The sequence below is a fragment of the Pseudoalteromonas sp. P1-8 genome, from assembly GCF_001399985.1.
GTDB lineage: Bacteria > Pseudomonadota > Gammaproteobacteria > Enterobacterales > Alteromonadaceae > Pseudoalteromonas.
The window spans coordinates 14,010-33,637 of record NZ_LJSO01000008.1 but is presented as its reverse complement, the minus strand read 5'-3'; the positions used below and the strand labels follow the sequence as shown (position 1 = coordinate 33,637).

Sequence of the window (19,628 nt, the reverse complement as noted above, 5' to 3'; positions counted from 1 at the left end):
TCATTTTTCTGTAAATATCAGTTCATACTAATGTTAAGGGCTGCATACGGACAGTAAATGCATACGTATTCAGCCTATTAGTTGCAATTATTCAAGCTCGATTAAGCGTGCTTGCATAGCTTTTAAGCGGATTGGCGCTGCAAGATCAACGCGTTTTTCACTAATTAAATCGCGTCCTTTATTATTGCCTTTCAGCACTTCTTGCATGTAGCTTAAATCCCAATCAATGGCTTGTTGGTTTTTGTTAAGAACAACCAATACAGTTTGGCCATTGTGCTCCCTCACATAGCTGTAAACGCCTTGCTTGGGTGAAAAATGCATTAAACGACCTTCGCTTAACGCTGGTTTTTCTTGGCGCAGTTGAAGCAGTTTTTTCATGCTAGCTAACATCTCTTGCTGATCAGCTGAAAGCCCCTTACCTGTGAAGGCATTCGCTTTTTGACCTTTAAACCCACCCGGGAAGTCAATGCGAATATCACCGTGGTCATTACTTGGTGTGTTATCAAGTAACAGTTCTGTGCCGTAATAAATTTGTGGAATACCACGAGTTGTTAACAGCAGCGTCATGGCTAATTTTGTTTTTGCTAGGTCTTGACCAAGCTCAGTGTAAACACGGCTCATGTCATGATTATCAGCAAACACTAAAATGTTATCTGTATCAGCATATAAAAAGTCATTCGCTAGCGATTGGTACACTTTTACCCAACCTGTATTCCAGCTTTCTTCTTCGTTAAGTGCCTGGATCAACGCCTCTTGTAATGAAAAGTCCATTACACTTGGTAAATCTGAGGTATAACCATCTTGATTGACTTTGCCACGCTGCCAATAAGATGCAATAGCCGGGTTGGTTGTCCACTCTTCGCCAACAATATTAAAGTTTGGATACTCGGTCATAATGGCTTTAGTCCAATCGGCTAAAAATGCTTTATCTGAGTATGAGTAGGTATCAACACGAATGCCGCTTAAGTTGGCGTATTCAATCCACCAAATGGCATTTTGAATCAAATACGTTGATAGTAACGGCTGGCGCTGATTTAGATCAGGCATAGACTCAACAAACCAACCATCGTTAAATTGACGTTTGTCGTATTGGCTTGCGTGAGGGTCTTGGATTGTTTGTCTGGCGTGACTGGTTGCATTTTTACCGTTTTCAAACTTGCCATCAAAGTTAACCCAATCAGCAGTAGGCATATCAGCCATCCACTGATGCGATGAACCAAAGTGGTTAAGTACCATGTCCATCACTAAGCCGATACCATGCTCTTTCGCTTCTGCAGATAATGTTTTATAAAGCGAATTACTGCCCATACGCGGATCAACTTTGTAAAAGTCAGTAATAGCATAACCATGATAAGAATAACTTGGCATGTCATTTTCAAGCACCGGTGTTAACCAAAGTTGAGTCACGCCTAAGTTCTCAAGATAATCTAGGCTATTAATAACACCTTGAATGTCACCGCCATGACGGCCACCTTTAAAACTTGGGTTTGCAGGCTCCTTCATACCAGCAACGGTGTCATTGTTTGGATCACCATTTACAAAGCGATCAGGATTGATTAAATAAAGCGTATCTTTATTTGTAAAGCCATGACGATTGACACTTTGTTTATCACGGGCATTTAATGGGTAAGTAAATTCTGTGCCATCTTCAGCTTTAAAGGTTAGTGTTCCCGCCTTTGCATTATCGCTAATGGTTAAATCTAAAAACGCGTAGTTAGGGTTATTCGTTGTTGTCACCCCTTTAAACTCAACACCTTTATAAGGCATCATTTGCCACGTTTTGTTAGCAATATTGTTATCGTAAAGCATGACTTGTAACGAGTCATTTTGCATGCCCACCCACCAGTTTTCTGGTGATGCAGTAATAGCAAAACTGGCTGTTGAGTTAAAAAGTGTAAATGCGGTCGTTAGCGCTAAAAATGATTGTGTTTTTTTCATAGTTAATTTTGTACTTTTTCTAAGAATTGACTGTGGCTCGGCAGCTGCTCGACAGTGCTATTAATCAAGGTTTTTAGATTGCTAAATAACTCATTTAATTGCTCGTCTGATAACGCATCAGTTAATGGATGGTGATCCTCTGCAATTAGCCCTTGCCCTATCATCACTTGCTGCCACGCAACTTCGGCAAATAGCTCATCGTCTTCTCTTACGAGCTTTCCGCTGGTTTTAAATAGCTCAATTTTCTTTTTAAGACTGCTTGGAATATCCATGCCTTTACAAAAGCGCCAAAACGCACTGTCATCACGCTCAGTAATCTTGTAATGAAGAATAATAAAGTCACGAATTCGCTCAAATTCTGTTTTACTTTGTTGATTAAATTCATCCACAAGGCTTTGTTTAATACCTTGATGAGGAAAAAACTTAATTAAACGAATGGCTGCACTTTGAATTAAATGAATACTGGTCGATTCTAATGGCTCTAAAAATCCGCTTGATAAGCCAACTGATACTACATTTTTATGCCACTGTTTTAAGCGACGACCTGTTTTAAACTTAATAACGCGGGGCTCTGTCAGTGGTTTAGCAGGTAGGTTTTCTAAGAGCTGTTGTTTTGCCGCTTCGTCTGATAAGAAGCGCGAAGAATACACTAGGCCGTTGCCTACACGATGCTGTAATGGAATTTGCCACTGCCAGCCTGAGTCTCTTGCAATTGAACGTGTATAAGGAATTGCATCAGAAGCTGATTCACTTTGCACCGCAATCGCACTATCACATGGTAACCAATGTGACCAATCTTCAAAGCCGGTATTAAGAGTTTGTTCTATTAATAAAGCACGTAAACCGGTGCAATCAATAAATAAGTCGCCGTCTATTTGCTCGCCATTTTTAAGTAGCAAAGAGCGAATATACCCGCTTTCATGGCATTGGTTAACCGATTCAATTTTGCCTTCAATGCGTTTTACGCCTCGTGATTGCGCTAATTCCTTTAAAAATTCGCCATAACGAGTGGCATCAAAATGGTAGGCATAATGTAAGCCCGCCAACTGAGTGTTAGGAATGTGCTTGAGGTGAGCAAATTTATGCGCTTTTGCAGCTTGATAATTAAGTGAAAAATCCCAAAAATCAGGCGCATTATTAGCTTGATTTGCTTTTAGCCAAAAATGATAAAACTCACAAAACGGAAAATCCTTACCTATCTCACCAAAGGCATGCATGTAGCTGTGGCCTTGGCTGCGCCAATTTTCAAACTCGATACCAAGCTTAATCGTGGCACCAGTAGCCTTAATAAATTCTTTTTCAGAAATGCCTAGCGCACCATTTAGATGCAAAATAGGTGGGATGCTTGCTTCGCCTACACCAACAGTGCCAATCTCTGCTGACTCTACCAGCGTGATATCAATTACTTTGCCCAGCACTTTATTAAGTAATGCAGCGGTTATCCACCCTGCAGTACCACCACCGGCAATCACGACCTTGGTTATTTTTTTTGTTTCCATAGTACACCTAACGCCAATTTCAATTCATTGAGTGTAGCTCACTAATATAAAAAAGCCCTTGTAAAACAAATCACAAGGGCAATTTTCTATCGCTGTTTTAGCTAATTACAGCTTGTAGCTAAAGCCTAACAGGAATGTACGACCGTAGTCTTGGTAGTCACGTACTTGAAGTGAGTTATCACCTTGTAATGATGTGAACGGCTCTTCTGTGATGTTCTGTACTTGGAAAGTGACAGATAAACCATCAAGGCTCTCTACACCGCCTTCACTAAAGTCGTAACCAATTTGTGCATCCCAAATTGTTTCGCCTTTAATGTCAACTTGTGTAGTTGCAAAACCTAAACCGTATACGTCACCTTTAAAGTCGCTACGCTTACGCATGCTAGTACGCGCTTGGAAACCGTTACGCTCAAAGTAAACTGTTAAGCTATCGATTTGGTCAGATAGACCAGGTAGCTCATAATCGTTACCATTTTGGTCAGTTAAGTCTTGCTCAACACCTGTATGGCTTGCGATTAAACCAAAACCATCAAGTGACTCGCTGAACATAGTGAATGGTAGAGTTAATGAAAGCTCGTAACCCCATAGGTCACCAGAACCACCGTTCACTTTACCTGAACCTGTACCTGTTGAAGTTTCAGGGATTTCACCAGTAGACGGGTCAGCTACACCGCTCATATCGATTTCATAAGTACCGTCAAAAATCCACTGAGTGATATCTTTATAGAATACAGCTGCAGCGAAGTAACCTTCTTCATGGAAGTAGTTTTCATAGCTTAAATCAAAACCAGTTGCTTCTTTTGGCTCAAGCTCTGGGTTACCACCTGATACACTCCAGTAGTTACCGTTTTCATCTGGTTGTTGATTGTAAGACGCATTAACTGATGAGTTCATTTCGTCTAAACGAGCACGAGAAATCGTTTTTGCCGCACCAAAACGTACAGTTTGCTCTTCATCAATTGCAAATGATAAGTTGATGCTTGGCAAGAAGTGGCTGTAGTCATGGCTTACATCTGTTGGAGATACAACAACTAAACCATCCACAGTATTAGCAGCGAAGCCTTGTGAAGACTGTTCAGTTTTCACATAACGCACACCAACGTTACCTGTTACAGGGATAGAGCCCAGCTCTGCATTAATGTCAGCTTGTGCGAAGAACGCGGTTACTTCCTCTTGAACTGTCCAAGACTGTGTCTTGTGTTTTGAATCAGTTAAGCTTTCTTGAAGAAGGCTATAGTAACCATCATTCACCAGACCGTTGGTATCGTAAGCAACCATGTTGCCCATACCAATGAAATCAAGGCTAGCTGACCCTAAACGGTATTGTTCAGGGATAGATAACATACCAGGGTTTGATAAAGAGAAGTCTTTTAGTGTCATGAAGTAACCTTCAGACAACTTGCTCTTTTCACGGTCACGGTATGACATACCGAATGACACACGGCTGATGTAAGCGTTATCAAGTACTTTGCTTGCAGCAAGTTTCAATGTGCTTAGTTCATCATTGATTTCTGGCGCATTGATGAAACCATCTTGCGCAGTATTTTGATAAGCAGTATCAGTTAGGCCGTACTTATCGTTAAGTGCAGCACTTGCACCCCAAGATAATGGGCCACCAAGTTGAATTAAGTCATAATCGCTGTAATCAAGGTTATGGCTGAATTGTGCGCCAGTGTTACCACCGTCAAACTCATAACCAATCGTATCAGCAACACCATTTGCATCACCACGACCTGTACCTGAGTAGCTTTCGATACTCCAGATTTGACGCTCAACTTCAGAGCGGCTTACGTCAAATTCTACTGACCAATCATCGCTAATGTCGTATTTTGCATTAAAACCAAACTGAGTTAGTTCTGCGTTACGCTCTTCGTAGTCATTACGAACAACAACACGTTGGCCTTCTGTTACTGCGCTTGTGATGAAACCAGAATCAGCGTCAACAACAGCTGAACTTGGGTCAATTGAACCTTGGCCCCATGCAAATGGCACTTCGATACCACGTAAGATTTTCTCATCAGAGAAATCTACATATAAAGCATCAAATGTCATGTTTAGGCGATCAGTCGGCGCAGCTTCAATAACAAGCATTGCTGTATCACGTTCAAGAGTCGATGAACGTACGAATGGCTTAGCACCACCTAAAATTGAGTACGTATTACCATCTTCACCTGTAAATTCAGGGTAACCCCAAGAGTTCCAACGTTTTTCTTGGTTTGGAGAGCTCATCGTGTTGTAAGCGAATGCAACACCGATTGTGTCATCTGCAAATTGGTCAATGTAAGAAACCGTACCACGGAAACCTTTATCGTCTCCGTCTGGGTTTAATTTGTCAAAACCCGTTTGCTCGTATTGGCCGTTGAACATGATAACTTGCTCACCTTTACTTAAAGGTTTAACAGTTTGCATGTCGATAACGCCAGCGATACCTTCAGCATCAATGCCTGCGCTTGGAGTTTTATATACCGTTACGCCACTCATAATTTCTGATGGGTAAAGGTCAAATTCAACGCCACGGTTGTCGCCGATTGAAACTTGCTCACGACCGTTGAATGTTGTTGCACTTTCGTTTTCACTGAAACCACGAACACTTACACGGCTAGCTCGACCGTCTAGACGTTGTGCTGTTAAACCAGGAAGGCGTGCGATTGATTCTGCGATTGATGAATCAGGTAATTTACCGATATCTTCTGCTGAGATTGACTCAACAACTTCAGGAGTGAAGCGTTTAGTATTAATAGATTCTACAACACTGCCACGAAAACCTTTTACTTCGATAACTTCAACGTTATCGTTTTTTGCTTTTTGGTCTTCTTCTGCAGCATAAGCTACAAAGCTATTTAAACCTGCGGCTGTTAAAGCCAGAGTTAATATACTTGGTTTGAACATAGACATGATGTTTTCCCATTACCCAAATTGTAATGCCAACGTGTTGCAGTTATTCATTAACATAATAGCTGTAATTCGCTGACTGATTTTGTTGTCGAATTGAATATTAACGCTCTGATTATTTTCTTAACAAATTTATGCATACGTATTCAGCGTAGTCCACCACCACGAACATTAACAACATTTTTACAAAATAGAATTGTAACTATATGAATATAAATGATTTATCAATTTTATTGTGTGATTTAATAGTATTGAAACATTTTCGCTATATTTTCGCCCCAAATTTGGTTACACAAATAGGTACTAAGCCATTTATCTCGGTTAAATGGTGACTTAACGCAATTATTAAAGGTAGTAGTCTATACCAATGATAATTGGTCTTACCAATACAACCCCTGCACCATTATGGTGTAAGCCAGCTATATTATGCACCAAGCTGGCGTTCGCGATCATAATTAAAACCCAGCAAACCTAATTGGTAAATTTTATTGATAGAAATTCGAGTTGTTTACTTTTAAATCAAGTTAATAAATTTTACTGAGAACAAAGATGAATTTGGCGTGCATACGTATGCAGAGTTTTTACAGTATCTCACCCTTCACGTATGCTTTTGACATTCCGGCAACATATTGCATTAACGGTTGCCTAACAGTTTACATACACTGAGTGTCACGATGGAGAAAAACATGGCTCAAAAGCAGTGGTATAAAGGTGCGGTTATTTATCAAGTTTACCCGCGCAGTTTCCAAGACACCAATGGCGATGGCATTGGTGATATCAAAGGTATCATTGATCGTATTGATTATATTAAAAGCCTAGGTGTTGATGCTATTTGGGTTTCGCCTTTCTTTAAATCACCAATGAAAGACTTTGGTTATGACATCAGTGACTATCGTGATATCGACCCATTGTTTGGTAACCTTGACGATTTTGATGAACTCATCGCACAAGCTCATCAACGTGATATTAAGATCATTATTGATCAGGTATTGAGCCATACCTCAGATCAACATCAATGGTTCCTTGATAGCCGTGAAGATAAAACCAACGACAAATCAGATTGGTACGTTTGGGCTGATGCAAAGCCTGATGGCACACAGCCAAATAACTGGTTATCAATTTTTGGTGGCCCTGCATGGCAATGGGAACCGCGTCGTGGTCAATATTACTTACATAACTTCTTTGCTGAGCAGCCAGATTTAAACTTCCATAACCCTGAAGTACGCAAAGCAGTATTAGATAATGTTGAGTTTTGGCTGAAGAAAGGTGTTGATGGCTTCCGTTTAGATGCAATTAACTTTTGCTATCACGATGCTCAATTACGTGATAATCCAGCTAAGCCACCAGAGAAACGTCAAGGCCGTGGCTTTAGCGAAGACAACCCTTATGCGTTCCAGTATCACTACTACAATAATACGCAACCTGAAAACCTTAGTTTTATGCAGGACATTCGTGCCCTACTAAACAAGTACCCTGGTACAGTTGCATTAGGAGAAATCTCATCTGAAGATTCACTCGCAACCATGGCTGAGTACACATCAGGTGGTGACAAACTTCATATGGGCTATAGCTTTGAGCTACTTACTAACGACTATAGCGCGGAATATATTCGTACTACAGTTAGCACTTTAGAGCAGCGCATGACCGAAGGTTGGCCATGTTGGGCATTTAGCAACCACGACGTTGAACGTGTTGCTAGCCGTTGGAGTCAAGGTGAAAAAATTGAGCCTCAGCAATGTAAGATGCTAACAGCCCTACTTGCTTCGTTACGTGGTAGCGTTTGTATGTACCAAGGTGAAGAACTTGGTTTAGGTGAAGCTGAAGTTGCATTTGAAGACTTACAAGACCCATATGGCATTACATTTTGGCCAAACTTTAAAGGACGTGACGGGTGTCGTACACCAATGCCATGGGATGCAGCAGATGCTGAGCAAGCAGGTTTCTCAACAGTAAAACCTTGGCTACCTGTGGGCGATGCGCACAAATCAGTCGCCGTAAATACGCAAGATCAAGATAAAGATTCAATTTTGAATGCTTATCGTGAATTTATGGCATGGCGTAAAGATAAGAACGTATTGTTAGAAGGCGATATTGAATTTATCGAAACGCAAGAGCCAGTGCTTGCTTTTTATAGAACGCTTAACGACACTAAAATGCTTTGTGCATTCAACTTAGGTGCACAAACTAGTGAACTGACAATCTCTGATTCTGTGTCTTCACAGCATACTGAGATATCTCATCACACAGCTGAATTAAACAATAATACAGTCACTCTGCCCGGGTTCGGTTGCTTTTACGCAACCCTGAATTAATAATCAGTTGTTAAAAACCAAGCCCTGCAATGCAGGGCTTTTTTATTCCTAATCGTGGTATTAGTGGTTCATGGTTTTACTATTAATGTAATCTGTGAGCGCAAACAACACCCCCGACACCACAAACGTGACATGTATTAACACCTTCCAGAGTAGCTCATCTGTTGAATGGTTGTTCGAGCTAATAAAGACTTTTAAAAGCTCCACAGCCGATATAGCGACAATAGCGCTTATCAGTTTCATCTTCAGACCCGAGAAACCAACTTTACCCATCCACACAGGCCTGTCTTCATGATTGTCTATATTCAACTTTGACACAAAATTTTCATAGCCACTGAAAATGATGATAAGCAAAAGCCCTGCTAGTAGTGCAGTGTCAACTAAAGTCAAAATACCTACCAAAAGCTCTTGGTTTGACGCAGTGAACGTATTTAAGGCCATACTGTATAAATACTTAAAGAACTTTAGCAGCAGTAATACCACAGCGACTAATAAGCCAATAAAGAATGGTGCTAATAACCAACGCGAGCGAAAGATAAAAGTCTCCACAACTTGCTCTAGTTTGGTTGGTACTTTCTTTATTTTTGAATGAGTCACTTGTTCAGACATAAGTTAGTTCACTTTTCTTTTAAAATTAGCGCGATAATACGTGTTTTGACCTTACGATTACCAGCATTAGAAGCAAAAGAATGGTTATTTTTTGCTTATCTTTACGATAAAAATTTTTCGTTATCTTTTTTTGAAATTTAGTTTATAAATTCACTCAAGCAAAGTGAGATACACATTGCGCACCATTACTGTGCAATTGAGCCGGTAATAATTACTTTTGTTGATTAGGAATAATTAAATGAAAAAAGCATTGCTAGCACTAATTTTGGCACCTGTTTTAAGCGTGTCAGCAACGAATGCAATCGCTAACGAAGCACCTGAAGCATCAGCTGAAATGATCAAAGAATACACTGAAATGTGCTTAAACTGGGCAAAAGATGATGACATCAGCAACGAAGAGTTAAAGCCATACGTATTAAAATGTTTAAACGATGAGCTTGAAGCTGAAGGCTATAAAAAAGTAAAAGACGTACAAATCTAATTTTACGCCTACTTAGAATATAGAAAAACCGGAATGACACAATGATGTGCGCTCCGGTTTTTTGTTTTTAATGACTGTAATAATCAGCTAATGCACTTAATAAAAATAATAACGAACCTACCATGAATAACACCACCCCCACTGTGGCATATTCTATAAATGCAGGTAGAAATAAGGTACTCCCAAAGAAAAAGGCGCATGCTGATATGATATTCACCAACGCATTAACTTTAGGTGCGAGTGTAAACTTCATGACCATTCCTTATTCTGTTAACTCAGGGATAAAGTGAAACGCTTTAACTATGCGATTCCAGCTGTTTATCTCAAGTACTACCGTCGTTAATACCACGATGTCTTTTTCGTTAAAAATAGCAGACACTTGGTTGTAAACATCGTCTTCAACATGTTTATCAATGATACTTGTCAAGGCTTCCGCCCAAGCGAGTGCTGCAGTTTCTTGTTCTGAAAATACAGGGACTTCACGCCAAGCGGCTAGTACATCGAGTCGCTGTTGACGCTCACCTTGGCTTCTCAGCTCTGCTGAATGCATATGCTGACAAAACCCACAGCCATTAATTTGCGACACTCTTAGTCTTACTAAATCAGCGAGCTTCGCGGTTATATTTGTATCTTCTGGCAGTGCGCTGAGCCTAGTTAAATGTTTAACAAGTCCTGGGTTGAGTGAATATAGCTGCTGTTGTGATAAACGTGTTTGCATTTTAAATCTCCTGTCTTGATGTTGATGACAGAATAACAACAGCCTAAAAGCAAATATTGGTAAAAAACGACATTCGCAGTGTCATACAAGCACAAAAAAGGGATTGCAATTGCAATCCCTTTTTATAATCAAGATAGATGTAAATTTACTTTTTAGCCGCCGCTTTTTTCTTAGCTGGGGCTTTCTTTTTGCTCTCTTCTACCCACTTGCCATTTTGGTAGTGAGCAGTCCAGCCTGTGGCTTTACCATCTACTTCACTCATTACATACTGCTCTTTATTTTTACGGCTGTAACGAACAACTGAAGGATTACCATCAGGGTCTTTTGCAGGTGCGTCAGCAAGGTAATAAAACTTTTCAGAAATACGGTCTCTGAAACGTTTTAATTCTTCCACTTTTGGCGCACGCGTTTCACGTGATTTAGGGAAGGTATTTGCAGCTAAGAAAATACCCGATGCACCATCACGCAGTACAAAGTAAGCTTCTGATTTTTCACATTCAAGTTCAGGTAAATGAACTGGATCTTCTTTTGGTGGCGCGGCTTCACCGTTTTTAAGTAACTTACGTGTATTTTTACACTCTTCATTACTACAACCGAAGTACTTACCAAAACGACCCGATTTTAACTGCATATCTGAGCCACATTTATCACATTCGATAATTGGGCCGTCGTAACCTTTAATTTTAAAGGTACCTTGTTCAACGATATAACCCTTACACGCTGGATTGTTACCGCACACATGTAATTTACGTGTTTCGTCGATCAGGTATGAATCCATTGCCGTTTCACAGATTGGGCAACGCTTCATTTGCATCAAAGATTCAGTTTCTACGTCTTCCACATCTGCCGCAATAGCTTCATCACCTGGCACCAAGTTCATGGTCGTAGTACAACGCTCTTTAGGTGGCAGGTTGTAACCCGTACAACCTAAGAATACACCGGTTGATGCAGTACGAATCCCCATCTTACGACCACAAGTCGGACAATCGATATCAGTCTCAACCATTTGGTTTTGGCGCATACCACCGCGCTCTTCGTCGCCTGAGGCAATTTCAAGCTGAGTTGAAAAGTCTGCATAAAATTTATCAAGAACTTGTGTCCAAACACGCTCACCTTCTGCGATATCATCCAGACGACCTTCCATCTTAGCGGTAAAATCAAAGTTCATCAGATCTTCGAAGTTTTCAACTAAGCGGTCTGTAACAATCTCACCCATTTTTTCGGCGAAGAAACGGCGGTTTTCAACACGTACGTAACCACGGTCTTGGATCGTTGAGATAATAGATGCATACGTAGAAGGACGGCCGATGCCGCGCTTTTCTAATTCTTTAACTAAGCTTGCTTCACTAAAACGTGCAGGTGGCTTTGTAAAATGTTGTTTAGGATCTAACTCAACAAGGGTCAGTACATCACCTTCTTTAACTGCAGGCAGTGATTGATCTTCTTCGTTCTTTTTACGAACAGCTGGCTGAACTTTAGTCCAACCATCAAAACGAAGCACGCGGCCTTTTGCTTTTAACTGATAATCACCAGCACCAACCGTTAAAGTTGTTAAATCGTATTCTGCTGGAACCATTTGGCAGGCAACAAACTGACGCCAAATTAATTCGTAGAGTTTTTTAGCATCCGCTTCAACACCGTCTAAATGACCAGACAACACAGTAACACTAGAAGGACGAATCGCTTCGTGCGCCTCTTGAGCATTACCTTTTGAGCTATAACTAATCGGTGCTTTCGGTAAATACTTCTCACCAAACTGCTCTGTCACGTAATCACGACACATTTCAACCGCATCTTTCGATAAGTTAGTTGAATCGGTACGCATATAAGTAATGTGACCTGCTTCATATAAGCGTTGAGCCAGCATCATGGTCTTCTTAACACCATAACCTAGGCGTGTACTTGCTGCCTGTTGCATGGTTGAAGTAATAAATGGTGCGCTTGGTTTACTCTTACTAGGCTTTTCTTCAACGCTAATGACCTTGTAGTCGGCTTTTTCAAGTTGACTAACGGCAGACATCGCCTGCTCTTCATTAACTGGCTTAAAAGGCTTGTCAGCGTGTTTGGTCACTTCTAGGCGTAAAGCTGCTTCTGTATTTTTAACATCAGCATGGATATCCCAGAACTCTTCAGGAATAAATGCTTTGATTTCGCGTTCACGTTCAACAAGTAAACGTACTGCAACAGATTGCACACGACCGGCTGATAAGCCACGTGCCACTTTAGCCCACAGTAATGGCGACACCATAAAACCCACTACACGGTCAAGGAAACGACGCGCTTGCTGTGCGTAAACCATGTCAGTGTTTAATTCACCTGGTGTTTCGAATGCTTGCTGAATCGCATTCTTAGTGATCTCGTTAAAAACAACTCGCTTATACTTTTCAGGTTCACCGCCGATAATCTGTTCAAGGTGCCATGCAATGGCTTCCCCTTCTCTATCCAAATCGGTTGCGAGATAGATTTTATCGGCGTTTTCAGCAAGTTTTTTTAATTCTTGTACAACTTTCTCTTTGCCCGGTAAGACTTCGTAATGTGGTTCCCAGCCTTTTTCAGGATCAATACCCATGCGAGCAACAAGATTTTTATAATCGCGTTGCTTCTTATAGGCAGCTTTTTCTTCTGGCGACATTTTTCGAACTTCAGCAGGCGTTTTCGTCGCTGCAGTCTTCGTTTTGCCTGAACCTGAAGTTGGTAGATCACGCACATGTCCAACGCTGGACTTTACGATGAAATCGTTACCTAAGTATTTATTAATTGTTTTTGCCTTTGCTGGAGACTCTACAATTACAAGTGATTTGCCCATAGCTGCCTATTTCTGACCGAGTATTTTAAAAGTTTTTTGCCCTTATAAATGTATATCCATCACATTAAACAAATAAGTATGATTTTTTAACATTGGAGCACGAATATTTATAGGTATATCTACAAACACCAATTGTTACAAGCTTTTAATAGAAACTTTTCTTCATTGAGTGAATAATTAAACAATTTTTGTTGCTAATTTAGTCAATGTGGTGTTTTGCGGTAATTTCAAGGGGAATATATAGAACAGCAACAAAAATGCCAACCTTCTGGTTGGCATTTTTTTAAATTTAAACAATTAACTACTTAATTAACCATCGTCACTTATTGCTATTGTAGCAGTTGATACATTGTCTTTACCTGTTGTGAATTCAACAGTTAAGAAACCATCTGTTTTATCATTTGGATCAGCTTCACGGCTAATCGTAAGGGCAACCCCAGTCGCTGTTGTTTGGCTTGTATTACCAATATCAAAACCAGATGTACCACTGTAATCACCATTATCTGCACTTATTGCAACCGCAGTGCCTGAAGGCATTGGGTTGTTGTAAATATCAGAGAAATAAAGCTCAAAACTCAGCGCTGACAACTGGTTACCTGAATCAGCGGTAGTAATGTTAATTGAGCCTAAATCACAGTAGTCTGTATTCGCTGTGGCTTCTAAACGAGCAATAATAGCACCTGACTGCGTATCTGCTTGTCGATAAATTGTACTACAGTTCTCAATATCAACAGCAAGTTGCATTGCATTATCTGTAAATACAGTTGGATCGTCTTCTGTTGTTTCAGCAAGTGCTTCAGCAAAGCGATTACGTAGCTCATCTTTTGTTACTACAAAACGACTGTATGCAAAGCTTCCTGACATAATAATCTCAAATGAGTCACGAACATCAATAAGCTCTTTGGTACATAAAGTCTCAAATGTTGCGTCTTCATCAGGCTCTGTTGCGGCTGCAGAACACTCAAGACCATTGTATTTACCATCAGCAAGTGTATGCATCTCATTTAGGTCAATATCGAAGTTCTCTTCTGTATGACCTGCATTAGTATTCGTTGCACTACATGGGTCGCTTGCATCACCTTCTTGACAGTTTTCAGCAGCTTTAGTGACCGCTGCTGTAACTGGGTCATAAATTGCGGCTAAACCATCGTAAACGCCATTTTCATTATGATCGACAAACGCTTCAGGTAAGTCATAACCACTGTAATACTCATCTTTGTCATAACGTCCATTACCATTAATGTCGATAAATGACTCTTGACCTTTTGCAGTCACAAGTACTGTTGCGCGACCACCGAGAGGTACACCATCATCATCAAACGCAGCATTTAAAATACCCGCCATACAAGGTGCTGCCACACCAAAATATAGGTCGCAGTTAATTGCACTTGTTTTTGGGTTAGTGCTATTGATTTTATTGCCCCATTTATCTTCGCTAAATGGAATCGGGTTTTGTGAGCGCCACTGTGCAACGCACGCACCATCAACCGTGTTACATTCAAGTTGAGGGTTAAACTCCTCACCATCTAATGTCCCTACAGCGCCACCTTCTGTCGTTAAATAAACCGAAGTCCCATCTGGTACTGGGTTATTGAAGTGATCTGCAACATAAACAGAAATATCTATGGTATCACCAATGTAATTTAATGCTTCAATGTTGATGATTTCCGGGCCTGCGGTAAAGCTATTACCATCAGGTAAGCCTGAGCTGATTGAAACAAGATCTGATACGCTTGTTACTTGCTCATCTAATGAAACCAACGAAAGCTCACCAGAAGGACATGAAACACTGCTATCACGGTCTGCTTCATCTAGAAGACATTCGTCATAAAGCTCTTTCCAACAAGTTACATTATCATTTTGATCTGCTGGGATCTGGTCATCAGGAATATAACAGGCTTGTACACGCACTGCTTGTGGAACAAAACCAGAGTTTATCTGAATTCGAGCTAAACCTTCTGAATCAGTTGACACGCTGGCATGAGAATAACCACTTGCATCTGTAACTTCAGAGAGTGAAATTCCACCATTGGTAGAGGTTAAACGAAAATCTAAACGTTTTTGCTTCGCAACATTACCAATTGCATCGGTAAGTTTAAAAGTAAGTTGGCTTGTTTCTTGGCGTGAAACACCACCCGTCCCTTTTAGAGCAAGCACATTTTCTGTCGCTTCTACAAATTCGATTGAGCTTACTTCAGCTGCTGATACAGGCACATTCACTGATACCACTTTTGGTGTTCCACCAGTTAGTACTGTCGCTGTTACTGTATCGCCCTGTGAAGTATTACAGCCGTTGCTTCTGTATGTTGCTGTAGCAATGCCGCTAATACTCGTCGCGGTTTCATCCATTACAGATAAATCTGATTCAACACACCCTGAAGTGAACTCAACATCAAGAGGAGAAACATATAAATCACCTGCTGCATCATAAATTGTTACTGTAATAACAGTAGTCGCACCTGCAGCAAGCGGCACAAATTCGTAATCAATAACATTGCCTGAGTCATCAAGCTTGTTATATAAACCATTTGAAATTTCAACGCTTAATTCAGCTGTCGCAATTTCAAATGCTTTTGAAGAAGTCACAGACTTAGCAGTCACAGTAACCTCGCCCGCACCACTATTGGCGCCAGGCTGTAATTTTAAAATGGCAAAGCCAAAGTTGTCAGTCAGGGCTTTTCCAGATTCTGGTAATAAACCACCAAGATCTGTTGAAAGCTCAGCGATAATACCGTCGATACCGTCACCCGAGCTTGTATCTGTCACTTTAACCATTACATCGATAAGTTCGTCAGATGAGAATTGATTTACAACTGTACACCCTGACGTTAAGTAAGTAGTTTCAAGAGATGTTGTACTGCGATTGGCATCCCAATCAGTCGCACAGCCTTGAAGTAGTTTAACATCAAGCTCAGCTTCAGCACTTTCAACTGGGGCATCATCACCATTTGAAATAAAGCCTGCGATTTTTGTGATACTGTTACCACTTTCATCTGTGTAAGTTGCAACGACTTGACCTGCACCTTTTGAGTCACCACTGCTAAGCGTTACAAATGCCTCACCATTTTCATCGGTAAGGGCTGTGCCTAGTACTGGTGTAATTTTACCTGTGTAGTTAGTGGTAAATGAAATAAGTTGCCCATCGAGTGGCGTGTCTTCATCAAGTAAAGTCGCAGTAACCGTACCTTTGTTATCTTTACTCACTGGATTATCTAGAGAGAATGGCTGACCTGAGCTATCTACGATGTTAAGGCTTAGCGTAATACTACCGCTAACACTCGAGTCATCTGTTTCAGAGCCATCTGATGTAAAACCAAACGTATCAGTATATGTCTCACTATCAATTACATATGTAGCAGTAACAATACCTGCCCCCGCAGTATCACCCGCAGTTAACGTAATTGATGCAACACCATCAGAATCAGTTAAATCTGTTCCAGAAACTGGGTCTAATAGACCTATGTCACCATCTAGACTGAAATTAATAACTGCACCTACAACGGCTTCGTCATTATTAGTCAATGTTGCCGAGATGGTTAACGGTGTGTCAGCTGTAACTGCACTCGCTTCATCTGTAGTAGATTGGTTGTAGCCTTGAACAGACACAACATAGTTTGTTTCTACGGTTGTGTCATCATCTCCATCGGATGAATCACTATCTAATGATCCTCCACCGCCACAGGCGGCTAACAATGAGATGAAAACTAAAACACTTAGCCATCGCAATAAAGGCATCGACCTCTCCCTAGTTAGCTATTTTTTACTTATGTGATTGTTTACCTAATATTAACCTAAAAATTAAACGAAGATCATAATTTTTTTCCTTTAAAGGCAACGAAATTATTTAACTATTTATCGAATTTTTCTGTATAAAAATCTTCATGCTGGTAGTCTATGGCAAAATTTATAAAAAAATAGACTGGGTGTATGTCAAAAGTACGATCTTTAAGCCTTACATCTCGTATCATGGTAGGTATGGTACTGGGTGTAATCGTTGGTTTTATCTTTCAAGCCATTTTAGCGGGTGAAGACGATTTCCTTATTCCACTAGGGTTATTCTCTTTACCAATTAAAGCATTTTTTGTTGATGGTATTTTCCATGTTGGTGGTCAAATTTTCATTGCGAGCTTAAAGATGCTTGTGGTGCCACTGGTTTTTGTATCATTAGTCTGTGGAACTTGTAGCTTAAGCGACCCTAAAAAATTAGGCCGTTTAGGCGGTAAGTCAATTTTGCTTTATTTAGCAACGACCGCAATTGCGATTACTGTTGCTATTACCTTAGCCTTATTAGTTAACCCAGGTGAAGGAATCAATTTACCTTCGGATGCTAACTACAGTGCAAAAGAAGCACCTACCCTTGCGCAAGTCATTATCGGTATGTTCCCAACAAACCCTATTGATGCTATGGCAAGTGGCAATATGCTACAGGTTATTGTTTTTGCATTATTATTCGGTGTTGCTATGGCCCTTAGCGGTAAAGCAGGCCAACGTGTTGCAAATGTTTTTGAAGACTTAAACACTGTTATTTTAAAGCTAGTTACCTTACTTATGAACATTGCACCTTATGGTGTGTTCTTCTTGATGGCAAAACTCTTTACAACCATCGACTTAAAGCTAATTAAGAGCCTTGCTTTATACTTCGGTGTGGTTGTATTTGCACTTCTGTTCCACGGTTTAGTTAACTACAGTGTCTTGTTTAAGTTATTTACCGGCCTTAACCCAATTACGTTTTTAAAGAAGATGAAAAACGCTTGCCTATTTGCATTTAGTACATCTAGCTCAAGTGCAACTATGCCTATTACCCTTGAAACTGCGAGCAAGAAGTTAGGTGCGCACAACTCAGTTGCTTCGTTTACTGTGCCTTTAGGCGCAACCATTAACATGGACGGCACAGCAATTATGCAAGGTGTTGCGACCGTGTTCATCGCACAGGTATTTTCAGTTGATTTAACAATTTCTGATTACTTAATGGTAATTTTAACCGCAACACTTGCTTCTGTGGGTACTGCGGGTGTACCTGGTGTTGGTCTTATTATGTTAGCCATGGTGTTAAACCAAGTAGGCTTACCTGTAGAAGGTATTGCTATCATCATTGGTGTTGACCGTTTACTCGATATGACACGTACCGCTGTCAACGTAACCGGTGACTGTATGGTTACCTGTGTGGTTGCAAAATCTGAAGGTGAATTTGATGAGGACGTATTTAATGACCCTAATGCCGCTAAAGATTTAGAGGACTATCATAAGTCAATTAAGTAATTACTTATCTGCAGCCCATAAAAAACCCGCTAAGTTAGCGGGTTTTTTATTGATAGTGCTTGATTATGGATTTAAGCCTTTAAAACGTGACATTAAACTAACACCCGCTTTACTTACTCCAGAACTTAAACCAACGGCTAGCTTATCGCTTAAATTCTTCTTTATACGGTATTTAACTTTATAAATTTGACGCTCTTTCGCTTGGCTCAATAAGATATCATCACTTGTGTCAATCTTATCAACTAAACCTTTATCGAACGCTTGGGTAGCAAACCAATGCTCACCGGTTGCAACAGTATCAATATCTAGAGATGGACGCTGCTCACTCACAAAGGTTTTAAATAAACCGTGAGTCTGTTCAATTTCTTCTTTGAATTTTTCACGGCCTTTATCAGTATTCTCACCAAAAATAGTTAACGTGCGTTTGTACTCACCTGCGGTGATTTGCTCAAAATCAACATCATTCTTTTTCAAGATTTTATTAAAGTTAGGAATTTGTGCAATAACGCCAATCGAGCCAACAATTGCAAAAGGTGCTGCAATAATCTCATTGGCCACACACGCCATCATATAGCCACCACTTGCTGCTACTTTATCAATAGCAACAGTTAAATGAATTCCAGCATTACGTAAGCGTTGTAGTTGAGAGGCAGCAAGACCATAGCCGTGCACCACACCACCACCACTTTCAAGGCGTACCAGCACGCGATCTTTTTCTTTGTCGGCAATTGTTAAAATAGCGGTAATTTCTTCTCGTAGGCTTTCTACTTCGTGGGCATCAACACTGCCATTAAAGTCAATTACATATAAACGTGATTTAGGCTCGTCGTTTTGCTGTTTTTTAGTCTCAGCTTTTTGCTGTTTTTGGTGAGCCTTGAGCTCTTTTTTTGAAAGAGTATTTTCGATAAAGCTTTGTTTTAGATCATCAAGTTGCTCACTCAAATCATCAATCGTTATCTCCCCTTTCTTCGCTTTGGGTTTCACTGCAGCGCCCATGATAATGGCAACAATCACAGCAATTGCGATGACAAATGTCAGGGTCTTTGCAAAAAATAACCCGTATTCATATAAAAATTCCAATCAAACTCTCCATTTATTATTGCATCGGCACAAT

At 40.4% G+C, this 19,628-nt stretch carries 12 protein-coding genes; 3 read left to right on the top strand and 9 right to left on the bottom strand.

The features are described from left to right. Positions 1-87: 87 nt before the first annotated feature. From AN213_RS12375 to AN213_RS12365, 3 genes are all read right to left on the bottom strand, one after another. Positions 88-1,938, bottom strand: coding sequence for a glycoside hydrolase family 13 protein (locus AN213_RS12375; protein ID WP_055198750.1), 1,851 nt, complete (start codon positions 1,936-1,938; stop codon positions 88-90). Positions 1,939-1,940: 2 nt separating this feature from the next. Beyond that, entirely contained in the window at positions 1,941-3,437 is a 1,497-nt protein-coding gene (locus AN213_RS12370) for a tryptophan halogenase family protein (RefSeq protein WP_055198749.1), read from the bottom strand. Positions 3,438-3,542: 105 nt separating this feature from the next. Next, on the bottom strand, positions 3,543-6,332 hold the full coding sequence (locus tag AN213_RS12365; protein WP_055198748.1) for a TonB-dependent receptor: 2,790 nt from the start codon (positions 6,330-6,332) through the stop codon (positions 3,543-3,545). A gap of 683 nt (positions 6,333-7,015) precedes the next feature. Here AN213_RS12365 and AN213_RS12360 point away from each other — a divergent pair. After that, positions 7,016-8,641 (top strand): alpha-glucosidase family protein, encoded by a 1,626-nt coding sequence (locus tag AN213_RS12360; RefSeq protein ID WP_055198747.1) that lies wholly within the window; start codon positions 7,016-7,018, stop codon positions 8,639-8,641. Positions 8,642-8,701: 60 nt separating this feature from the next. Here the strand turns inward: AN213_RS12360 and AN213_RS12355 are convergent, their stop codons facing one another. Then, positions 8,702-9,250 (bottom strand): TIGR00645 family protein, encoded by a 549-nt coding sequence (locus AN213_RS12355; protein ID WP_055198746.1) that lies wholly within the window; start codon positions 9,248-9,250, stop codon positions 8,702-8,704. A 238-nt stretch (positions 9,251-9,488) separates the two neighbouring features. Between AN213_RS12355 and AN213_RS12350 the strand changes: the two genes are divergently transcribed. After that, positions 9,489-9,731 (top strand): hypothetical protein, encoded by a 243-nt coding sequence (locus AN213_RS12350; protein ID WP_054561654.1) that lies wholly within the window; start codon positions 9,489-9,491, stop codon positions 9,729-9,731. Positions 9,732-9,798: 67 nt separating this feature from the next. On the opposite strand, the gene AN213_RS12345 is transcribed toward AN213_RS12350, so the two are convergent. The 4 genes from AN213_RS12345 to AN213_RS12330 all read right to left on the bottom strand — a co-directional run bounded on the left by AN213_RS12345 (position 9,799) and on the right by AN213_RS12330 (position 16,990). Beyond that, positions 9,799-9,984 carry a YrhK family protein gene (locus AN213_RS12345; protein WP_054561655.1) on the bottom strand — a complete coding sequence of 62 codons (186 nt, stop codon included), beginning with the start codon at positions 9,982-9,984 and terminating at the stop codon, positions 9,799-9,801. A gap of 9 nt (positions 9,985-9,993) precedes the next feature. Continuing rightward, the gene (locus tag AN213_RS12340) at positions 9,994-10,449 is read right to left on the bottom strand and encodes a carboxymuconolactone decarboxylase family protein (RefSeq protein WP_055198745.1); all 456 of its coding nucleotides are present in this window, start codon (positions 10,447-10,449) and stop codon (positions 9,994-9,996) included. Between the two features lie 145 nt (positions 10,450-10,594). Continuing rightward, positions 10,595-13,255 carry a type I DNA topoisomerase gene (gene topA / locus AN213_RS12335; RefSeq protein WP_055020836.1) on the bottom strand — a complete coding sequence of 887 codons (2,661 nt, stop codon included), beginning with the start codon at positions 13,253-13,255 and terminating at the stop codon, positions 10,595-10,597. A 309-nt stretch (positions 13,256-13,564) separates the two neighbouring features. Continuing rightward, positions 13,565-16,990: a hypothetical protein gene (locus AN213_RS12330; protein WP_055198744.1), complete on the bottom strand. Its 3,426-nt coding sequence runs from the start codon at positions 16,988-16,990 to the stop codon at positions 13,565-13,567. Positions 16,991-17,182: 192 nt separating this feature from the next. Here AN213_RS12330 and AN213_RS12325 point away from each other — a divergent pair, with 192 nt between their 5' ends. After that, positions 17,183-18,514, top strand: coding sequence for a dicarboxylate/amino acid:cation symporter (locus AN213_RS12325; protein WP_055198743.1), 1,332 nt, complete (start codon positions 17,183-17,185; stop codon positions 18,512-18,514). A 63-nt stretch (positions 18,515-18,577) separates the two neighbouring features. On the opposite strand, the gene sohB is transcribed toward AN213_RS12325, so the two are convergent. Then, positions 18,578-19,594 (bottom strand): protease SohB, encoded by a 1,017-nt coding sequence (gene sohB / locus AN213_RS12320; RefSeq protein WP_055020833.1) that lies wholly within the window; start codon positions 19,592-19,594, stop codon positions 18,578-18,580. Positions 19,595-19,628: the final 34 nt, after the last annotated feature.